The following is a 16,920-nucleotide window of genomic DNA, read 5'->3' on the forward strand; positions in this document are numbered from 1 at the left end:
TGAAACGAAAACGGCCCGGCGAGCGCCGGGCCTGGAGGTGGAAGGGGGAAGATGCGGGGCGACCGCGGCCGCCCCGCGGATGTGGGACTATTCGGCGGCGACGAGCACCGCCGGATCTTCGCCGGTGCCGGCTTCGGGGGCCTCGTCGTCGCCGGCGAGGAAGTCGGGAAGCGCCACGTCGGGCTCGTCCTCTTCGGCTGCACCCTCGATCGCGGGCTCTTCGCTGGCGAGACGCAGCGGTTCCGGGAGCCAGCCGGTATTCGCCAGCCGCTCCTCCGCCTCGGACGCCATCCACATCTTGTCCTTCTTCTGGTTGTCGAGGAGATTGGCGGTGCTCTCGCCGACGGCCTCGGCGATGGCTTCGAGGATGCGCTGCTTGGTCACGCGACCGAAGTAGTTCGCGACGGTCGGCCGGAATCCGGCCTCCGCCATGTCGAGGCCGGTCACGCGGGCCAGGCGGTCGGCTTCCGCCATGCGCGCCTGGAGCTGCCTTTCGGAGATGCCGGTGGCGCTCATGGGATTGGGCCGCTCGTAGAGCGCGTTGATCCCGAGAGACATGCAATGCGCCAGCAGCGCCATGCGGTTCTCGTCGTCGAGCGCAACGAGCCAGTCCCAGAGCGCATCGTCGTCGGTCGGCACCTTGGCCTTCCATGCGGCGTGGCGCTTGTCCACGGCCTTCGCATAGGGCGTGGTCTTCAGGTCGGTTCCCTGATTGCCGCAAAAGACCTCGTGAACCGAGACCTGGACGGTCGCGCCATGGGTGGATCGCCTGAAGGCGTCGCGGGCGAGCTTGTGCAGCAGCGCCGTCATGGCGACATGGGGATTGCTGCCGACCGCGTTGCGCAGCGCGATGGTACGATGCGCCGACAGCTCGATCACCAGCTTTTCGGGGAGCGGCCGGATGACGTCCACGTCCTCCTCTGGCTCGACCGGCCGGCCGTTGACGGCGATGACGGTGCGCGGTCCCTCGGGCGAGAGATCGTCATCGTCCTCGCCGTCGATACCGGCATCCGGCTCGACGCCTTCGGTGTCGACGGTCTCGACCGGCTCGTCCTCGGGGCGCACCCAGCCGCGATTGACGACAAGCTCGCCGTCCTCGTCGACGGTGACGAAAGCGCCGGCGATGGCGATCTCGACCGGATCATAGACGGTCGGGCGGCGCTCGAAGGCTTCGAGCTGCCTTTCGATCTCGCCTAGGCGCCGGTCGATGTCCTCGGGCAGCTCCTGATCGGCCGGGTACTTGGCCTCAAGCCGCTCCTGCTGGCTGCGCAGCTTCTCGCGTTCGCGCCGCTCCTTCTTGGACAGTTCCGCCGGCGTGCCGACGACGCCGCGCAGGCCGTGGTCATAGCCGTAGGGAAGTTCGAGGTCTGCTTCGACCCACTTCCAGCCTTCGGCGGCCACAGCATCCGCGGCCGCCTTCAGCTTCTCCCCGACCAGCCGGTCGAGAAGCGGCACGTCTTCCAGCCATCCCTCCTCGTCATCGTCGAAGAGATAGCGCGGCAGGAGAGACCCGCTCGCCGCCAGATAGGCGTCGAGGCCGACGAAGCGCGCACGCTTGTCGGATGCGGGAACCTCGGTCTCGGTGAGCATTTCCCGGATCTGCCAGGGCTCCTTGTTGTGGGACTGCCGGACGGCATCCCAAACCTGCTCCTGGCGTTCGTGATCGGGATGGGCGGTGAACGCCTCCAGCGTCCGGAGCGTCATGCCGTTCGCGGCATAGACCTCGTGCAGCTTGGGCGAGACCTTGGCGAGCACCAGGCGCTGCTCGACATAGCGCGTCGTCGTGAAGTAGGCGCTGGCGACCTCCTCGTGGGTCATGCCGCCATCCACCATCCGCTTGAAGGCGCGGAACTGGTCGAGCGGATGCAGCCCGACGCGGAAGGTGTTCTCGGCCAGCGAGTCGTCGACGGCCGAGGTCTTGGCATTGGCCTTCTTGACGAGGCAGGGGACCAGGCCGTCCTCGGGGAAGCGACCCTTTGCCACCAGGCGGGCGATGACGCGGTAGCGGCGACCGCCGGCCGGGGTCTCGAAATCGCCGGTCTCGTTGCCGTCGGCGTCGAGAACGGCGCGGACATTGATGCCGAGGATCAGGTCCTCGCGGCGCTCGACATCGAACTCAAGCTCATCGAGGCCCGCATCGGCGTCGACTTCGCGAACATTGTCGTTCGACAGATGGATGCGGTTGAAGGGAATGTCGCGCGACCGCGAGAACTCGATCATCGCGAGGGCGGGCTTCTTCTTGGCAGCTCGGGCCATGGTGGGGTACTCCGTGACGGGCGCCGAGAGCCTCTCTCTCCGCTATCAACCCGTCACGAAATCCCCATCCCCTCTCTCACTCTCTGGAACGCCGATGCGGGCGCCTGCCTCACCGGGCGGGGAGCGACGGCCGCGGCGCGTCCACCCCGTATTTCCGCCGCAGCGTGTCGATCGCCGCCTCCTGCCGGACGATCCTGCGACGAAGCCGGTCGAGATCGGGACCGGACGCCTTGAGCAGATCGTCGAGGATGCGGCGGTATTCCGCCTCGTCCGCGCCGGTCCAGCGGCTCATCGCACGATGGTAGTGCCGCGCTTTCGGCCGCCGGCGGATCGCCTCGGCTTCGGCCCGGCGGCATACCGCGCGCTCGGCCAGCGCGAGATTGTCCCGGCTTCGGGCGAGGCCGGCTTCCATGCGCACGAGAGCGGCGTGAAGTCGCGCGCGGTCAATCACGCCGCCCGCCTGTCAGGCTCGGCCTCCACCGGGCGCAGCCCGTCATCGGGGGCGAAGGACAATATCCAGTCGGCCGCCTTGCTGGCCTGGCTGGCGGCGCGGACCACGGCGCGGGAATCCTCGCGCAGCACGTCGAGCCAGGAGCCGATATAGTCGGCATGGCGCACGGTCGGGACGATGCCGAGCGACGCGCAGCAGAATGCGGCGCTCATCTCGGCGATCAGTTCCTCGAAGGCATATTTCTTCGTGCCGAAGGAGGAGGAGAAATCGCGGTTCAGCCGGCTGCGATGGCCGCTGGCGTGACCCAGCTCGTGCAGGGCCGTCCGGTGCCAGTTGATCGGCTCGAAATAGGCTTGCGGCGGCGGCACGACCACATAGTCGTCGGCCGGTACATAGAATGCCCTGTCGCCGCCGATGCGGAAGTCGACGCCCGTCGCCCTGATCAGCGCCTCGACCCTCGGCTCGATCAGGCCGGGGGGCGGCGGCGGAACCGCGACGGTGATGTCGTCGGGCAGCCGTTCGCATTGCGCTGCATTGAAGACGGTGAAGCGCTTGAGGAAGGGGATGGCCTGGGCTTCCTCGCCGGTCTCGCGCGCCCGGCGCTTCTCGTCCTCTGGGACGAAGCGGTCGGCATAGACGACGGTGGTGCCCTGCTCGCCCTTGCGGACATTGCCGCCGAGCGCGGCGGCCTGCCTGTAGGTGAGCCAGCCCTGACCGGGAAAACCGTGCTGCACGACGGCGCCCCAGAGGATCAGGATGTTGATGCCGCTGTAGCTGCGGCCGGTGGCGGCGTTCCTCGGCAGGCCGAGCGGCGCTTTCGCCGACGCCGTGCCCCAGGGCTGGACCCAGGGGAAGCGGCCGACCTCGAGCTCGGCGATGATCTTGCCGGTGATCTCGTCATAGAGGTTCGTCCGGTCCGAGCCGGCGCGAGGGGTGCGGTCACGTCTGGACATCGCGGTTCTCCGCGACGGGCGCCGGGAGCCTCTCTCCCAGCCCTCAACCCGTCACGGCAAACCCCGTCCGCACTCTCACTCTCGGGGGGCGTTGCGGGGTCTCCCCGCAGAAGGGGGTGTGTCGGCAACGAAGTGCCGACCAGGGGGAAGGCTTTCCCCCGCAAGACCGTAAAACCGTGGAAGCGTATAAATGCAAAAGCATAGATACGGACCGCCGGAAATCGCGAAGGACCGCCAGCCTCGAAATCGCTCCGGTCCCGCCCTATCTTGCCATCCATGTGCAACGCCTATGAACAGCATGTGAAATGGGTCGAGTATTGCAGGATGATGCAGGCGCTGGAGCTTGGGATTCCGACGCAACAAAGCGACCTTGACCTTCCCGAACATGACGACATCCGCATCAACCAGATGGGTCCGGTGATGCGGGCGACGGCGAACGACCGCGAGGTCGAGCTGGAGCGGATGAATTTCGGATTGCCGTCGAACCGGCCCGAGGGCGGCCCGGTGTTCAACTTCCGCTCGGAAGGGCGCGATTTCTCCAACACCCATCGCTGCCTCGTCCCGGCCTCGGCCTTCTTCGAGTTCACCGGCACGAAATATCCGAAGACCAAGCACCGCTTTACGCTGAACGGAGCGCCCTTCCTTGCCGTCGCCGGCATCTGGCGCGAGGCGCAGGGCAATCACCCGGCCTCCTTCGCCATGCTGACGACCGATCCCGGTCCCGACGTGAAGCCGATCCACGACCGGCAGATCGTGGTGCTGCGGCCGGAAGATTGGGCGGCCTGGCTATGGCTGACGAAACCGGAGGCCGAGTTATTACGGCCGCTGGAGCAAGTCTCCCTCTCGGTCGAGACGGTGCGGAAGGGTGCCGACTAGCCCCATCGCCGCTTCCATCCGCCACTATGACAGCGGCATCCGACGACGAAAGCGGCCGTCAGCTTCTCCAACATGCGATAGTGCGCTCGACCGCTTCCCGGCCGAGGTGACGCCTTTCCTTGAAGAGTCTAGGGTAGATTTGTGGAAGTTTCGGAGCTGTTGGCGGGGGCATGGCGGATATATTTGAGAATGCGGTAACTTCGATTGTGCTCGGTATCGAAGATTTCCGAGAGGGTTCCGACGCGCGCATGTTGAGTGCGGCGCGCAACTACTATGCGGGCGTGCTGTTACTGGGCAAGGAATGCCTCGTCCGTGCCGCCCCTGACGCCGATCCGATGGAGATCATCGGCGCGAAATTCGAACCCGTCCCCGATGGTGACGGCGGCGTTGACCATGAGGTTGTCGGCTATGCGACGGTAGATCTCGCCCAGCTCAAGAGCCGATTCAAGAAATTCGGCTTGTCCTGGCCTGACGTGAACATCGAAAAGCTGCAACGATTCCGAAACAATCTTGAGCATTATCACCTGGCCGAACCCGTTGGAGCGCTGAAGGAGGCGATCGCCGCCTCATTTCCGATGGTTATCGACTTCCTGGAGACGCTGAAAGAAGATCCGCAAGACGTCTTGGCGGACGTCTGGGATACAATCCTTGAAGAGACGAATGCCTTCAATAAGGTCCAGAAGAGCTGCATGGACAGCCTTCTGCGCCTGAATTGGCCCGGTGAGATCGGGCAACTGGATCGTATGTCTTGCACCAATTGTGGCTCGTCTCTTATCGGTCAGACCGACCGCGACAATATCGAGAGCGAAGCGGCCGATGCCAAATGCTTCCAGTGTGGCCATGAGTACGATCAGCGGCAGCTTGCTGAGATGGTCGTGTCGGCGAGCTACGAGATCGACGCCTATTATGCCGCCAAGAACGGTGACTCGTCACCGATCGCGACATGCCCCGAATGCAGCGCCGACGCCTATGTCGAGAATGGAGAAATGAGCATTTGCTTTGCATGTAAGGAAACGATCGGTGGCGAGTGCAGTCGATGCAGTGCCGACATCACGGTCCATGAGTACAATCCAGACTATCCCGGTTTGTGCAGCTACTGCGCTCACACCTGGGAAAAGGTTATGCGAGAGTGACGAAGGATATTGTCATCCGCACCGCCGTCGAGACGGATAATTTGATGGAGATGGTGCGAGCCTCTGCCGCACGGGCTCAACAATGGATGGCGTCGCAATCGGGGGACCCGCTGGACCTGTTGCGCCGGATGAAGTTCGATCCAATTGGCTTCCATCCCCTCGAGGATCGGCCGTTAAATCTGATCGAGCAAATCAATCAGACTTGGACCTTCGCCGTCGCCATCGCGGCTGCCCGCCAATTGTTGAACCTACATCCAGACGTGAGCGGGTTTCGGCTCGCCCCTGGCGCGCACGCATCGCTTGAACTCGACATCATGAGTGAGGAAGCCGGCTATGTCGGCGCCGAGACCTTTGCGGCTGTCAATCCACGCAACAACGGCAAGCTGGCAGCCGATCTTGTTAAGCTCGCATCTCGCATGGAGCGATATAAGTACGTATTCTTCATGTCACCCTTGTTCCCCGGCAACGAACGCCGACCGCAGTTCGAACGCAATGGGATAGAGGTCTGGTCTGTCGATTTCTGACCAGGACGAAAGGGTTGTCCGACAGGGTGGTCGTCGGTGGTTGCAGCAGACTGAGAGAGGCGATGAACCCAAACTTCTTGGGTCACGCACGCGGTGATGCGACTACTGTCCCTTTCTCTCCTGGTCGTCCGTCCACCATGTAGATCTGCCAGCCGAGCATCTCGACGTCGCTGGGTAGTTCCCAAGATGTCAAGACAGTTTGGTATAGGCACTCGGGACTGCCGAAGAAGTCCAAATAGGGCTGGATAGCACCCCAATCCATTCCAAGCGACTTAAGCTCGACCAATAGCAGCGTCGGCCCGAATTGGGTTCCTTCACGGGCTAGCGCCATCGCGAGTTCAAGTAGAACGCGCCCCCTTTCGCCACCCGATAATTGCTCGAACCTCATCACTCGACCATTGGTCAGATGACTTTCCAACACGTAGACAGGTGCGTCAAGATCATCTCTCTGAAGCTCGTCCTCGTCGTCTTCCTGCTGCGTCCGCTGGACAAATTCCACTTTCTTTACGAAATCACCGGATACGCGAGTGCCCAAGCTGCGCAACGCGAACTCATCAATCTGGAGCAAGTCCATGATTCGACGAAGATCGCACACAATGCGGTTGTCACCGCGTCCGCTTAGATAAACCGCGCTTGATCGGGCGTGGTTTCGGCTAACCGTTTTTCCATCAAGGTCTAGAGTGAGGATGCCTTCTGTTTGAACGGAGAGCCGATGTTCGGCGGGGGCGTCGAATATGATATCGTAGTGGACGTTGTTGTTTGCGAGCCAACGCCGGATATTGTCACTCGCCTCAAGTATGCTCACCCACTCGCAAATAGCGGATTTGCCACTGCCATTAGGCCCGATTAGAAATGTGGTCTTGGCGAAATCGATCTGCGTGCCGGGCGTGAAGAGCGGTGAACGCTCAAGCCTTAGAGTTCGCACGAATCCGAAAGCTGCCTGATTTCCGCTATGTTCAAACGATGTGCGGTATTCGTGGAGCGCTTTCCAGCTCTGCAACACATTGACGGGAAAGCGCACGCCGCTTTTCTTGTCGATCAGGTTCTCGTGCGCTCCGCACATCCAAATACCATTGGATGCGTGTTTTAGTTGCGCAGGCTTTAGCCCGCCCTGCCCACGGGGGCCACGAAGAGAGGCGGCGTGAATATGGCTGGCGAAGCCGGTGTCCTCGTACTGGTCAGGTGCGACCGCTGGCCCGAGGGTCAACTTCTGGCAGCCCGGATAGGAACAACGATAGCCTGCCCTGGAAGCGATGACATGGCGCGTCGTTGATGTAAAACCGTGCCGCGTCACGTAGATCGTACTCCGATTTGCGAGGCCCTAAGATACACAACTGAATAGACCAAATTACCTTCATTCACTTAAAATCGCGCGTTTTCACGCGAATTTCTCCGATATGCCCATATCCGTCCGTGAGCGTGCGCCCCCGGAATGGGCGCGGTGGCAACCGAAGCGTTCCGAAAATGAAGAGCCAGACCCGACCATGTGCGCCCCCCAATCAGTACCGGAATCCGAGCAGACTACCGCTCGCGTCGGTATCCGTCAGACGCAGCCGAACGAGCGCTTCATAGTCGAAGCCCGGCGAAAAGTCGCTGACCGGGACCATGTCGGTGTTGAGGGTGCAGATATATTGAAAGTCGTATTTTGCGGCCATCGCTGCCGCTAGTTCGAGCGCGTGGGCTCGCTGACGGGGATCAACGCCGTCGAAGATCGTGCTGTCGTGAATCAGGAAGTCGATCCCGAGACCGCGCTGCCGCGCGAATGAGATCAGCATGAGATCGTAGCAGAAGATTTTCATCTTGCTGATACCCTCGCTCGGGCTACCGGCAATCTCTACGTCGAACTTGTAGCCCGTATCATCGATGTCGATGACTAGGCGACCGGGCGATTTGTAGAGACTCTCGGAGAATTCAGAGAACAGGCTGAGCGCCTGTGACCAGAGTGCGCGCCGTTCTTCATAATCGAGTGCTGTCGCTCGCTTCAACTCCACGGTCTCGACCTTGATCGTGTCCGCCTTCGTGGTCATCTGGCGAAGCTGTGTGATCCTGTTGGTCAGTTCATCGACCTTCAGCCGGGTGGCGGCATGCAGCTCCTGTAGCTGCGTCAGTTCCTCCAGCGCGCCCTGTCCGGCAAGCGCGCTAAGGTAGCCGGCACGGCGATCCGTGAGAGTCGCTATGTTCGTCTCGCGCTCGCTGACAGCAGCCTCAAGCGCGGCAATCTCGCTGGCGATGAACTCGCGGCGGTTGGCGATAATCTGCGCATTGAAAGCCCGCGCATCCTCCAGCGTCTTCTTGACGGCGCCAGGCAGGGCGATGCCCGCCTCACCGTAGAGAGCTTCCAGCCGGTCTTCGGTCGGGACATCTTCGCTGACCAGCGAGTCGCGGTAGCGATCGAGCCGGCGCTTATCCACGATATTGGCGTTGACCAAGCCGTGGATTTCGCCGGTCAGGACGTTCGCCTGGCCCTCGATCTCACGGTACTGGGGAAGCACGCGGAAGCTTGAGAGAGCATCGCGCTCGCGTTCGAGCTGTGTCGACAGGCGAAGGCGTTCGGCTTCGAGTTCACCGAGGGACGCCAGTTCGCCGTCGACCGCTCCGGTCTTGATCGCCTGTTTGAGCGCATCGAGTGCGTTCTTTTGATCCTTGAGCTGCTGCCAGGTCGCAGCTTTCTCCCAGTTCAATCCGAGAAGGAATGCGTTGTGGACCTGGATATCCCAGGTCTTCTGATTATCGAAATACTTGAAGGGGATGTTGTACGCGGCTGTCTGGTTACGCACGAAATAGGAAAGCAGCGACCGCGCCGAGGGCTTGTAGCCCGACTCGGCAGACAACTCGCTGATGCCGAACAGCGCCCAGGCGAGGACCGCTCGCCATTTCTTCGCGTCGAGACCGGGCACGCCTTCCTTGTTAGGGGTCGGGCGGACAGGCCAGTCGTCGGTCGCGCCTTCGATCGCGAAGAAACCGGGCGTGTCGGTGGCTCGCGTTACCGCGACGTCGCGGCCGGACAGGGAAAGCTCCAGCGTGAATGCCCAACCCTGCAAAGCCTCGATGCGAAGTCCCTTTCCGGGTGAGGTATTGCTTGCGAGACAGAAGTCGATGATCTCGATGAGCGTCGATTTGCCAAGTGCGTTCGTCGTGTCCTTGTCGCCGGCCGAGGTGGATCGGTCGGCCAGTATGAGATTGACTCCTGGCTGAAGCAGAGCGGCGTGGAAGCCTTTGTGATTGGCGCGAACAGCTCGGATCATGAGGCGGTCCTGACGATGAGGCCGTCTCGAATGTCGATGGCGCCGATGAGATAGAGGAGATTCGAGGCCAGCACGAACCGCTCGAAAGTTCCGACGTTCGGCTCCGTGCGCAGACGCTCCCAAAGGCCCGAGACGGTCATGGGCATGCTGAGGTGGGCAAGCAGCGTCGCGCCGACACCGATCAGCGCCTCGTTCTGCGGGATATGTTTGGTCGGAAGAATCATTTCTCAAACACGTCGCAGATTTCGAAAAGATAGATCAGCACCGCGATACCAGCAGTCTTGTCCGCCTGCCGACGCAACCCGCGTTGGGCAAAGGCGCACATCAGCTCGAACAGCTCGTCGCCCTTATGGCCCTCCTTCCGACGCGCGTAATATTCCTCAAGGAAGCCGGCTTTCAGGCGTTCGGGAAAGTCCGGATCGAGCTGCGCTTCGGCCTCGACATAGTCGCCAACGGTAGCTCGCGAGGTCAGACCGGCAGCAATGATATGCCGAGATCCGTTCGATAGAGCGTTCTTCTTGATCTTCTCGTCGGGCGCGGTGAGATCGAACGATCCATTGCCTACAGGAGCTTGGCTGGCGACCCACGACACAGCGTTCTGCAATTCGGGAAAGGCAACGTCCGCAAAAGCCGCCTCCATCGCCTGGCGAACCTGCTCTTCGTGGCTTTCCTTCAGTTGCTGCAACGTCGCGGTGGGCCAATCAGCCTCGACCTTGTCGATGATCGTATGGTGGTCGGTGCAGAGATAGATAAGGTTGCGGACGTTATCGCGCTCCGCATCGGTCATGGAGGCGTCGTAGCGCGCGGCGGTCGGCTTTTCACCCCGAATATGTGCCGCCTCGCCGACATAGGTGTCGTCTCCCACCTGGGCGTCGTAGGTGAGATGCTTGCCGCATTTCGGAAAGGCGCAGACGCCGCCGCTTCGAAACGCCAGGATGATTCTCGTCGGATAACTAGCGCCCACGCCGACCGCCCATCTGCGCGCGCGTGCCAGGACGGCGGGTCGTTATCTGTGGAGGAGCGCTGGCATCGCCGAGCTGGTGAATCCGCAATGCGGGCCGCTGCGGCAGCTTGACCGTCAATTCGAGCTCTCCCCCCACAGCTTCCACATAGCTGCGGAGAGTGGAGAGATACATATCGGTCTGTCGCTCGATCTGAGAAACCGAGGGCTGCTTGATGTTGAGCGCGGATGCGATCTCAGCCTGGGCCTTACCCGCAATCTGCCGCAACTCGCGAAGGCCCTCGACTTCCTGCTTCAAATCCTGATAGCGGGCGTCGATCGCTGCCTGCTCTTCGGCAGGGAGCGCGGCAATGATGTCATTCAGGCTCCGACCCATCTCATTTGCCCTTCTTTGCGGATTTCAGGCTTTCCAGATGCTCGGAAAACCGTAGATCCGCCTTTGCGATCAGCGTTTTGTAGAAGCGCTTCTGACTGACGCCCGATTTGTCACCCGCTACAAGAACGATGGCTTTGCGCTCGGGATCGAAAGCGAAGGCCGCACGCCATTCGCCATCGCTGCCTTCGAAGCGCAGCTCCTTCATATTGGCGTGTTTCGATCCTTTGAGCGTGTCGGCGTGAGGCCGGCTAAGCTGCGGTCCGTAATCGGACAGCAGCTTGGTGGCGGCGATCAACGCGACCCGGACATCACGCTCAAAAGTCAGAACCTCAGCCTCGAAGGCGGAGTGGAATTCGACCTCCCATTCCATATAGGTTAGAACCTATATCCGGTCAATGGGAAGGATGCGGGGCGGTTCTGGCGATACCGTCGTGGTGCGACGGCAGCTCTTAGCCCAAGCGTCCAGATCATCGACTGCATAGCGGACCCATTTGCCGAACTTATGATAGGCGGGGCCTCCTCCTCGCGAGCGGTAGCACTCCAACGTATGTGCTTCGAGGGCGAGGTAGCGCGCCGCCGCCTCAGTGTCGACGAAACGAACTGGTCCCGCCTCGTCGACGAACCTGGCGCGCTTGAGGATGTCCGGCGTTGGCCAGCGGCGATCCGGCTTTGCTCTATCGGACATGACCGGCCTCCATCGCTTCGGTGCGCTTCGAGCCAGGCGGAACCGAGCGGTTTTCGCCGCTGCGGTGACGATAGGGTCTGTAATTGCCGAGACGGGTGGGGGACTAGCGCCCCGACCGCAGATAATTCGAACATCCCTGACTCCGCGCGACAGTCCGGGGAGCGGGCGTAAACATGAGTCATGGCGTTCCCACATAGATTGAAAACTGTCAGAAAACTGCGTATATTTCTGACAGGAGATTTATCATGCAGCGACTGACCGAACAGATTCTGGCGCATACCGAGGGTTTGCCCGAGGGCGCTCCGATCGCCGCGAAAAGCCTGCTCCATCTCGGCAACCGCCCCGCATTGGACCAGGCATTGTCGCGACTGGCAGAACGTGGCCGGCTGATACGGGCCGGGCGCGGCGTTTACCTACGTCCGGTTTCGAGCCGGTTCGGCGTTCGCGCGCCCTCCGTCGATAAAGCCGTTGAAGCCCTTGCGACGCAGCGTGGTGAAATCATCGTGTCGAACGGAGCGGCGGCTGCCAATGCGCTCGGGCTCACGACCCAAGTACCGGTCCGGTCGGTCTATCTGACCTCGGGCCGAAGCCGGACCATGACTCTGGGCCAGCAGACTATTGAGCTGCGCCATGCGCCACGCTGGCAGTTGGCGTTGGCCGATCGCCCTGCCGGGCAGGCCGTGCGCGCACTCGCCTGGCTGGGACCGGAGAAGGCGGAAGCGGCCTTGAAGACGCTGAAACACAAGCTGCCGTCTTCTACGTTCGGCGAGCTTGTCGCGGCCGCGCCGCAACTACCGAGCTGGCTCGCCAGATCGGTCGGCAAGGTCGCTCATGGCTGAAGCCTTCGTCACATTGTCAGCGAACGATCGGCGCGAGGCTCTTGCCGTTGCCGCCGATCGATCCGGCCGCCCGGCCCATCTGCTTGAAAAGGACGTGTGGGTCGTCTGGACTCTCGCAACGCTGTTCGGGTCAAATTTCGGCGAACATCTCGTGTTCAAGGGCGGCACATCACTGTCAAAGGCTTATCACGTCATCCGGCGTTTTTCCGAGGACGTGGATCTCACCTACGACATCCGCGCCATCGCCCCCGACCTGGTGGGCGAAAACGGCGAGGGCCTGCCGAAAAACCGGAGTGAGGAGAAGCGATGGTCGAAGGCAGTCCGCCACCGGCTGCCAGAATGGGTCGACGGAACAGTCCGACCTCTCCTTGCCCGCGCGATCGACGCGCAGTCGTTGCCTGCAACGTTCAGGGCCGAAGGCGACAAGCTGTTCATCGACTATGAGGCGACCTCTTCGGGATCGGGCTATGTGGCTCCGAGCGTGATGCTGGAATTCGGCGCCCGCTCGACCGGGGAGCCGGCCAGCCCGCGCGATGTTGTATGCGACGCGGCCGGATTGGTCGACGGCGTCGAATTCCCAACGGCTCGTCCCCGGGTCATGCATGCCGAGCGAACCTTCTGGGAGAAAGCGACGGCAATGCATGTTTATTGCCTCGAGGGCCGGTTGCGGGGCGATCGGTTCGCCCGTCATTGGCACGATGTCGTCCGACTGGATGATGCGGGGGTCGCCAACGCCGCAATATCGGATCGTGAGCTCGCCGACGCGGTTGCCCGCCACAAAACCATGTTCTTCGGGGCGAAGACGGTTGATGGCGAGGTTATCGACTACGAAGCCGCCGTCGGTGGAAAGCTGCAACTCGTGCCGGACGGAGATGCGCGCGCTGCGCTGGCAACGGACTATGCGCACATGGTCGAGGATGGGTTGCTGCTTGACGACGCGGAACCCTTCGAGGCGCTGATCATGCGATGTGCGGACATCGCCGGGCGAGCCAACCGTGCTGCGAAGTGATGATGGGAGATAGGGTGTCGAGCTATTTTACGGATCGTGAATATGGGGCACGCCCTGCAACAATCGATGTCATTGGTGACCGTCTGTGGGCGGGTCTTTTCACCTTGATCGAGACGAGGATTGGCGATGGCTCGTTTGGCTTTCGCTTTCCGGAACAGTGCCCCGACGGGAATGGTCCGTGCGGATGTGACGTCCAAGCCTTCAGCCGGGTGCTGGGCGCCGAGGTGCCGTGGATCGAATGGCCGTTCTCTGTGAACGAAGTGCCCGATACGCCGGTGATCCTCGATCTGCTCGAGTTTTGCGCCAGCGCCGTCGGCGAGCCGATTCAAGGCAGTTATCATTCCTACTTCGGTCACCATCACTTGAGCTGGAACCGGGACGGCGGCCTTGCTCGGTTCGTAGCCGACGTAAACCTCCTGTTTCGCCGGAACGCGATTGCGTATGAACTCACATCGAGCGGACAGGCCCGCCGGCTTCTCCCACAGCCGGTCGCCGATGTTCTCGGTTGGGCGATGTTTCATACCGGTGATGCGGAGACGGACCGCCTGCTCGAAGCCGCTCGCCAACGGTTTCTATCGCCCAAACCTGAAGACAGGCAGGACGCGCTGGAGAAACTGTGGGATGCCTTTGAACGGCTGAAGACACTGGAACCCGGCGCCAACAAGCGCGCTCAGGCCGAAGCGATGCTGGACCGTGTCGCCACGCCGGACTCTGGATTCCGGGAAGCCCTTGGGCGGGAGGCCGCTGAGCTGACCTCCATAGGGAACAGCTTTCGCATTCGTCATTCCGAGACGACCCAAGAAACCCTGACCTCTCTGGATCAGGTGGATTATCTGTTTACGCGGATGTTTGCATTTGTGCGTGTGATCCTGAGAGGGACCGGGCGTGGCGGATGATCTTTATCGGCTTATCTTCGGAATTCTGCACGGGATGAGCCACGCCCAAATGAGTCAGGAGCCGGGGCTGGTCGCTGGGCTGGTCGTGCCGGCACCAGAGGGCTTCTCAAAACGGCAGCGTATCGAACTTGCGCTCGAAAACCTCACGCAGGCGGACTTGGCTCGACTGGCGCTCAAATTCGCTGCTGCTCGCAGCGACATCCCGCTTGATGAGGCGGGCCGCAAGGTGCTTGAGGCTGATGATCCACCGCTGACGCAGATCACACGACGAGACGTCGCGCGGATTCTCGGCAACGACCTCGCCGGCGAGCGTAGCACCGTGGAGGTCGTCGAGAGCTACTTCCCGCTTTCCTCACCATTCGAAGCCCTTTTTGGCAGCAAAGGCCAGAGCCTGCGCGACCGCATCGCCCGGCACATGGATCACAATCCCGGCGATTGGTCGGTCGAACAACTGTTTGGAGAAATCGGGGCCTTCGATTGTTCCAGGGCCAGGTTCGGCGCCTTGCTCGAACAAGCTGTTCACCCCCTTTCCCGATCAGGTGATGAGCAGACGAAGACAGTCGAAGCGTTGAACAGGGTGCTCGCGCGGGATGGATATGAGCTTGCGCAGGATGGCGAGGTATCCGGCCATCCGCTTTTCAGTTTCCGCTCTCTGGTGCGGGGGGTTGGCGGCCGGCCGAAAAACCTGATCTTTGCGTCACGAGGACCGAAGCCGGAAATCGGCTTCGCCGATGCGATCAACAACGACATCGTCATTCTGTCCGGCGAAGAGAGCTGCCTGATCTACGACCGGCCGATCAGCGCGAGCGGCCTTCTGTGGTCGGAACTCGTTTCCTGGTGGGGCGACGTTACGCCCGGTGCTGATGCCGCAAGACTCGGAGCGCGTCTCCAGGAATCCCTGGCCTCGGATGCGGAACGCAAGCTTTTCGCGGCCTACTTCAAGGCTTATCGGTCTACCCTCGGCGAGGCGCTGCCCGCGCTGCTGCCGCAGGTCTACCTTCACTATGATCCTGCCGTCGTAAAAACCCTGCGTCACCGGCTTCCATTGCCGCGTCAACGCATGGACTTCCTGCTTCTGTTACCCAGCCGTCAGCGCGTCGTGATTGAGGTCGACGGTAAGCACCATTTCTCGGAAAACGACCTTCCTTCATTGAAGGTCTATGCCGATATGGTGTCGGCCGACCGCGAGCTGCGCCTTGCGGGATATGAGGTCTATCGGTTCGGTGCAAATGAACTGGTCGGTGACGGCGCCGAAGCGAAGATCAAGGATTTCTTCGACAAACTTTTTCGCCTGCATCGCATTCGCCAATGAACTCACTCGCTGATCGGTTGGCGTATGATCAAATCAGGGCGCATTCTCGATCTGGCGGGCAACCCATTGGGTATGTTCACGAGAGAACGCTCGCTCGGCTTCATTTACGAAGGCAGAAAACTTCTCTTCGCTGTCAATCGTGCCAAGCCGCGTCTGCAAGATGCCGATCTCGTGGGCGGTGAGGCTGTAGGCAGAAGCGAGTTCGTTGAATTTCTTCAGTTGGATCCAACCTATGGCGGAAGACGCTATCACCAGCAAAGGTTCGGTTGGCCAAATCATCCATGGTGGATCATGGCGGATTCGGAGGAGAGCTAAAGCGATTGCGGCACCTTGAACGAGGACGCATATCAATATCCATAGGCGAAAACGCTGCCTATTCCAGGTAACCTTTGCTACATACCATTCGCGTTGGTCCGTAATCCGGTCAGTATTATATCGTTGAACACGCTCTGCGAGAGGCAGAGCACGAACCGCATTCATTTCGTTGGTGATCTGATCGCCGGTTACCGGCCGACGGCTTATCGAGTCGCGGACGTGGCTGTTGGCATCCAGAATCGCCCTCAGAAACTCCGAGAATTTCTCTGCTACTGTTGAGAGTTTCGGGGCATCTTCGAATGGCTCAGCTCGCATCATGTAACGCCAGGTTGATGTCTTGATCGACTCCGCCAGCGCTCGGCACCCGTACCACTCTTTCTCAGGTTTTTGGACTGCCATATATAGTAGGAGACCCGTAGAGGCGGCCAGAACTAACGCATAAGCGATGTATAGATCAGGAGACGCTCCAAACCAAATAGAGATCGTCGCTGCGACAGTGAGCAGAAGGTACTGCAGCCGAATAAGCCTTAGATAGGTGGACTGGGCATCGGCGGCGGAGCCGTCTGCCGAGCGGTACAGGGCGGGAAAACTATCAGGCGTCATATCGACGGATCTCCGGGCTATTTCAGTTCAGCGGCCAATTGATTCCACTGGACGACTTTCACGCCGTGCTTCGCCACCCAAGGCGGATTTTGCCGTGGGGCGCCCCCCTTGGGGTGAACCGCCACCACCTTTTTCCCAAGAGCGAGGCTGGTCTCCACTTCCCAAGTCACCCAACGGCTTTGCGCAGTATTGTCGGAGATGTAGACGACACAAACAGATGAGCGCTCTATCCGCTCGCTGATCTTTTGTTTGATATATTCTGCGCGTTCGCTGTCGTAGGGCTCGCGAACAGAATGATCGTTGAACTCGATATCACTGTTCTCGTTCTTCGCATGCGCGCGCAGAAGATTGACCTCGTCCATATCTTCGGTTGCAAAACTGATAAAGACATTTCGTTTGCCGCCCTGAAGCGCCGCCTTGGCTTTCTCCTCCAGGGACCGAATGTCGCCTAACCTGCTCCAGCTCCCGCTACTCCCGCCGCCCATA

Annotated in this window: 19 protein-coding genes; 7 read left to right on the plus strand and 12 right to left on the minus strand. The window is 61.1% G+C overall.

Annotated elements, in window-relative coordinates:
* Window positions 1-87: 87 nt before the first annotated feature.
* From P7L68_RS06950 to P7L68_RS06960, 3 genes are all read right to left on the minus strand, one after another.
* Window positions 88-2,256: a chromosome partitioning protein ParB gene (locus P7L68_RS06950; protein ID WP_024897972.1), complete on the minus strand. Its 2,169-nt coding sequence runs from the start codon at window positions 2,254-2,256 to the stop codon at window positions 88-90.
* Window positions 2,257-2,365: 109 nt separating this feature from the next.
* Window positions 2,366-2,707 carry a hypothetical protein gene (locus P7L68_RS06955; RefSeq protein ID WP_003497267.1) on the minus strand — a complete coding sequence of 114 codons (342 nt, stop codon included), beginning with the start codon at window positions 2,705-2,707 and terminating at the stop codon, window positions 2,366-2,368.
* The gene (locus P7L68_RS06960; RefSeq protein ID WP_003497268.1) at window positions 2,704-3,660 is read right to left on the minus strand and encodes an ArdC family protein; all 957 of its coding nucleotides are present in this window, start codon (window positions 3,658-3,660) and stop codon (window positions 2,704-2,706) included. The genes P7L68_RS06955 and P7L68_RS06960 overlap by 4 nt, the downstream gene beginning before the upstream one ends.
* Before the next feature lie 276 nt (window positions 3,661-3,936).
* On the opposite strand from P7L68_RS06960, the gene P7L68_RS06965 reads away from it, so the two are divergent.
* From P7L68_RS06965 to P7L68_RS06975, 3 genes are all read left to right on the plus strand, one after another.
* Window positions 3,937-4,536 (plus strand): SOS response-associated peptidase, encoded by a 600-nt coding sequence (locus tag P7L68_RS06965; RefSeq protein WP_003497270.1) that lies wholly within the window; start codon window positions 3,937-3,939, stop codon window positions 4,534-4,536.
* Between the two features lie 170 nt (window positions 4,537-4,706).
* Entirely contained in the window at window positions 4,707-5,669 is a 963-nt protein-coding gene (locus tag P7L68_RS06970) for a hypothetical protein (RefSeq protein WP_003497272.1), read from the plus strand.
* Window positions 5,666-6,193 (plus strand): hypothetical protein, encoded by a 528-nt coding sequence (locus tag P7L68_RS06975; RefSeq protein ID WP_003497274.1) that lies wholly within the window; start codon window positions 5,666-5,668, stop codon window positions 6,191-6,193. Before P7L68_RS06970 ends, P7L68_RS06975 begins: the two co-directional genes overlap by 4 nt.
* 82 nt (window positions 6,194-6,275) lie before the next feature.
* Here P7L68_RS06975 and P7L68_RS06980 read toward each other — a convergent pair whose 3' ends face one another.
* From P7L68_RS06980 to P7L68_RS07010, 7 genes are all read right to left on the minus strand, one after another.
* Window positions 6,276-7,487 carry an ATP-binding cassette domain-containing protein gene (locus P7L68_RS06980; RefSeq protein ID WP_003497275.1) on the minus strand — a complete coding sequence of 404 codons (1,212 nt, stop codon included), beginning with the start codon at window positions 7,485-7,487 and terminating at the stop codon, window positions 6,276-6,278.
* Window positions 7,488-7,692: 205 nt separating this feature from the next.
* Window positions 7,693-9,438 (minus strand): DUF2326 domain-containing protein, encoded by a 1,746-nt coding sequence (locus P7L68_RS06985; protein WP_003497277.1) that lies wholly within the window; start codon window positions 9,436-9,438, stop codon window positions 7,693-7,695.
* Complete coding sequence (locus P7L68_RS06990) at window positions 9,435-9,662, minus strand: ABC-three component system middle component 6 (protein ID WP_003497278.1); 228 nt, start codon at window positions 9,660-9,662, stop codon at window positions 9,435-9,437. The genes P7L68_RS06985 and P7L68_RS06990 overlap by 4 nt, the downstream gene beginning before the upstream one ends.
* On the minus strand, window positions 9,659-10,402 hold the full coding sequence (locus P7L68_RS06995) for an HNH endonuclease (RefSeq protein ID WP_003497280.1): 744 nt from the start codon (window positions 10,400-10,402) through the stop codon (window positions 9,659-9,661). The genes P7L68_RS06990 and P7L68_RS06995 overlap by 4 nt, the downstream gene beginning before the upstream one ends.
* Window positions 10,392-10,775 carry an XRE family transcriptional regulator gene (locus P7L68_RS07000; protein ID WP_003497282.1) on the minus strand — a complete coding sequence of 128 codons (384 nt, stop codon included), beginning with the start codon at window positions 10,773-10,775 and terminating at the stop codon, window positions 10,392-10,394. Before P7L68_RS07000 ends, P7L68_RS06995 begins: the two co-directional genes overlap by 11 nt.
* A 1-nt stretch (window position 10,776) precedes the next feature.
* Entirely contained in the window at window positions 10,777-11,145 is a 369-nt protein-coding gene (locus P7L68_RS07005) for a type II toxin-antitoxin system RelE/ParE family toxin (RefSeq protein WP_003497284.1), read from the minus strand.
* 12 nt (window positions 11,146-11,157) lie between these two features.
* Window positions 11,158-11,655 (minus strand): helix-turn-helix domain-containing protein, encoded by a 498-nt coding sequence (locus tag P7L68_RS07010; RefSeq protein ID WP_318255152.1) that lies wholly within the window; start codon window positions 11,653-11,655, stop codon window positions 11,158-11,160.
* Between the two features lie 50 nt (window positions 11,656-11,705).
* Between P7L68_RS07010 and P7L68_RS07015 the strand changes: the two genes are divergently transcribed.
* The 4 genes from P7L68_RS07015 to P7L68_RS07030 are packed head-to-tail and all read left to right on the plus strand — an operon-like array spanning window position 11,706 to window position 15,516.
* Entirely contained in the window at window positions 11,706-12,299 is a 594-nt protein-coding gene (locus P7L68_RS07015) for a DUF6088 family protein (protein WP_003497286.1), read from the plus strand.
* A complete protein-coding gene (locus P7L68_RS07020) occupies window positions 12,292-13,308 on the plus strand; it encodes a nucleotidyl transferase AbiEii/AbiGii toxin family protein (RefSeq protein WP_003497288.1) in 1,017 nt (338 codons plus the stop codon). The genes P7L68_RS07015 and P7L68_RS07020 overlap by 8 nt, the downstream gene beginning before the upstream one ends.
* 14 nt (window positions 13,309-13,322) lie before the next feature.
* Window positions 13,323-14,204, plus strand: a complete 882-nt coding sequence (locus P7L68_RS07025) for a hypothetical protein (RefSeq protein WP_024896898.1) — start codon at window positions 13,323-13,325, stop codon at window positions 14,202-14,204.
* Window positions 14,194-15,516 carry a hypothetical protein gene (locus P7L68_RS07030; protein ID WP_003497293.1) on the plus strand — a complete coding sequence of 441 codons (1,323 nt, stop codon included), beginning with the start codon at window positions 14,194-14,196 and terminating at the stop codon, window positions 15,514-15,516. Before P7L68_RS07025 ends, P7L68_RS07030 begins: the two co-directional genes overlap by 11 nt.
* 33 nt (window positions 15,517-15,549) lie before the next feature.
* Here P7L68_RS07030 and P7L68_RS07035 read toward each other — a convergent pair whose 3' ends face one another.
* Window positions 15,550-16,434 carry a DUF4231 domain-containing protein gene (locus P7L68_RS07035; RefSeq protein ID WP_024896897.1) on the minus strand — a complete coding sequence of 295 codons (885 nt, stop codon included), beginning with the start codon at window positions 16,432-16,434 and terminating at the stop codon, window positions 15,550-15,552.
* A gap of 17 nt (window positions 16,435-16,451) precedes the next feature.
* Window positions 16,452-16,919 carry a TIR domain-containing protein gene (locus P7L68_RS07040; protein WP_024896896.1) on the minus strand — a complete coding sequence of 156 codons (468 nt, stop codon included), beginning with the start codon at window positions 16,917-16,919 and terminating at the stop codon, window positions 16,452-16,454.
* Window position 16,920 lies beyond the last annotated feature (1 nt).

Origin of the sequence: Tistrella mobilis, assembly GCF_041468085.1 — a bacterium.
GTDB lineage: Bacteria > Pseudomonadota > Alphaproteobacteria > Tistrellales > Tistrellaceae > Tistrella > Tistrella mobilis_A.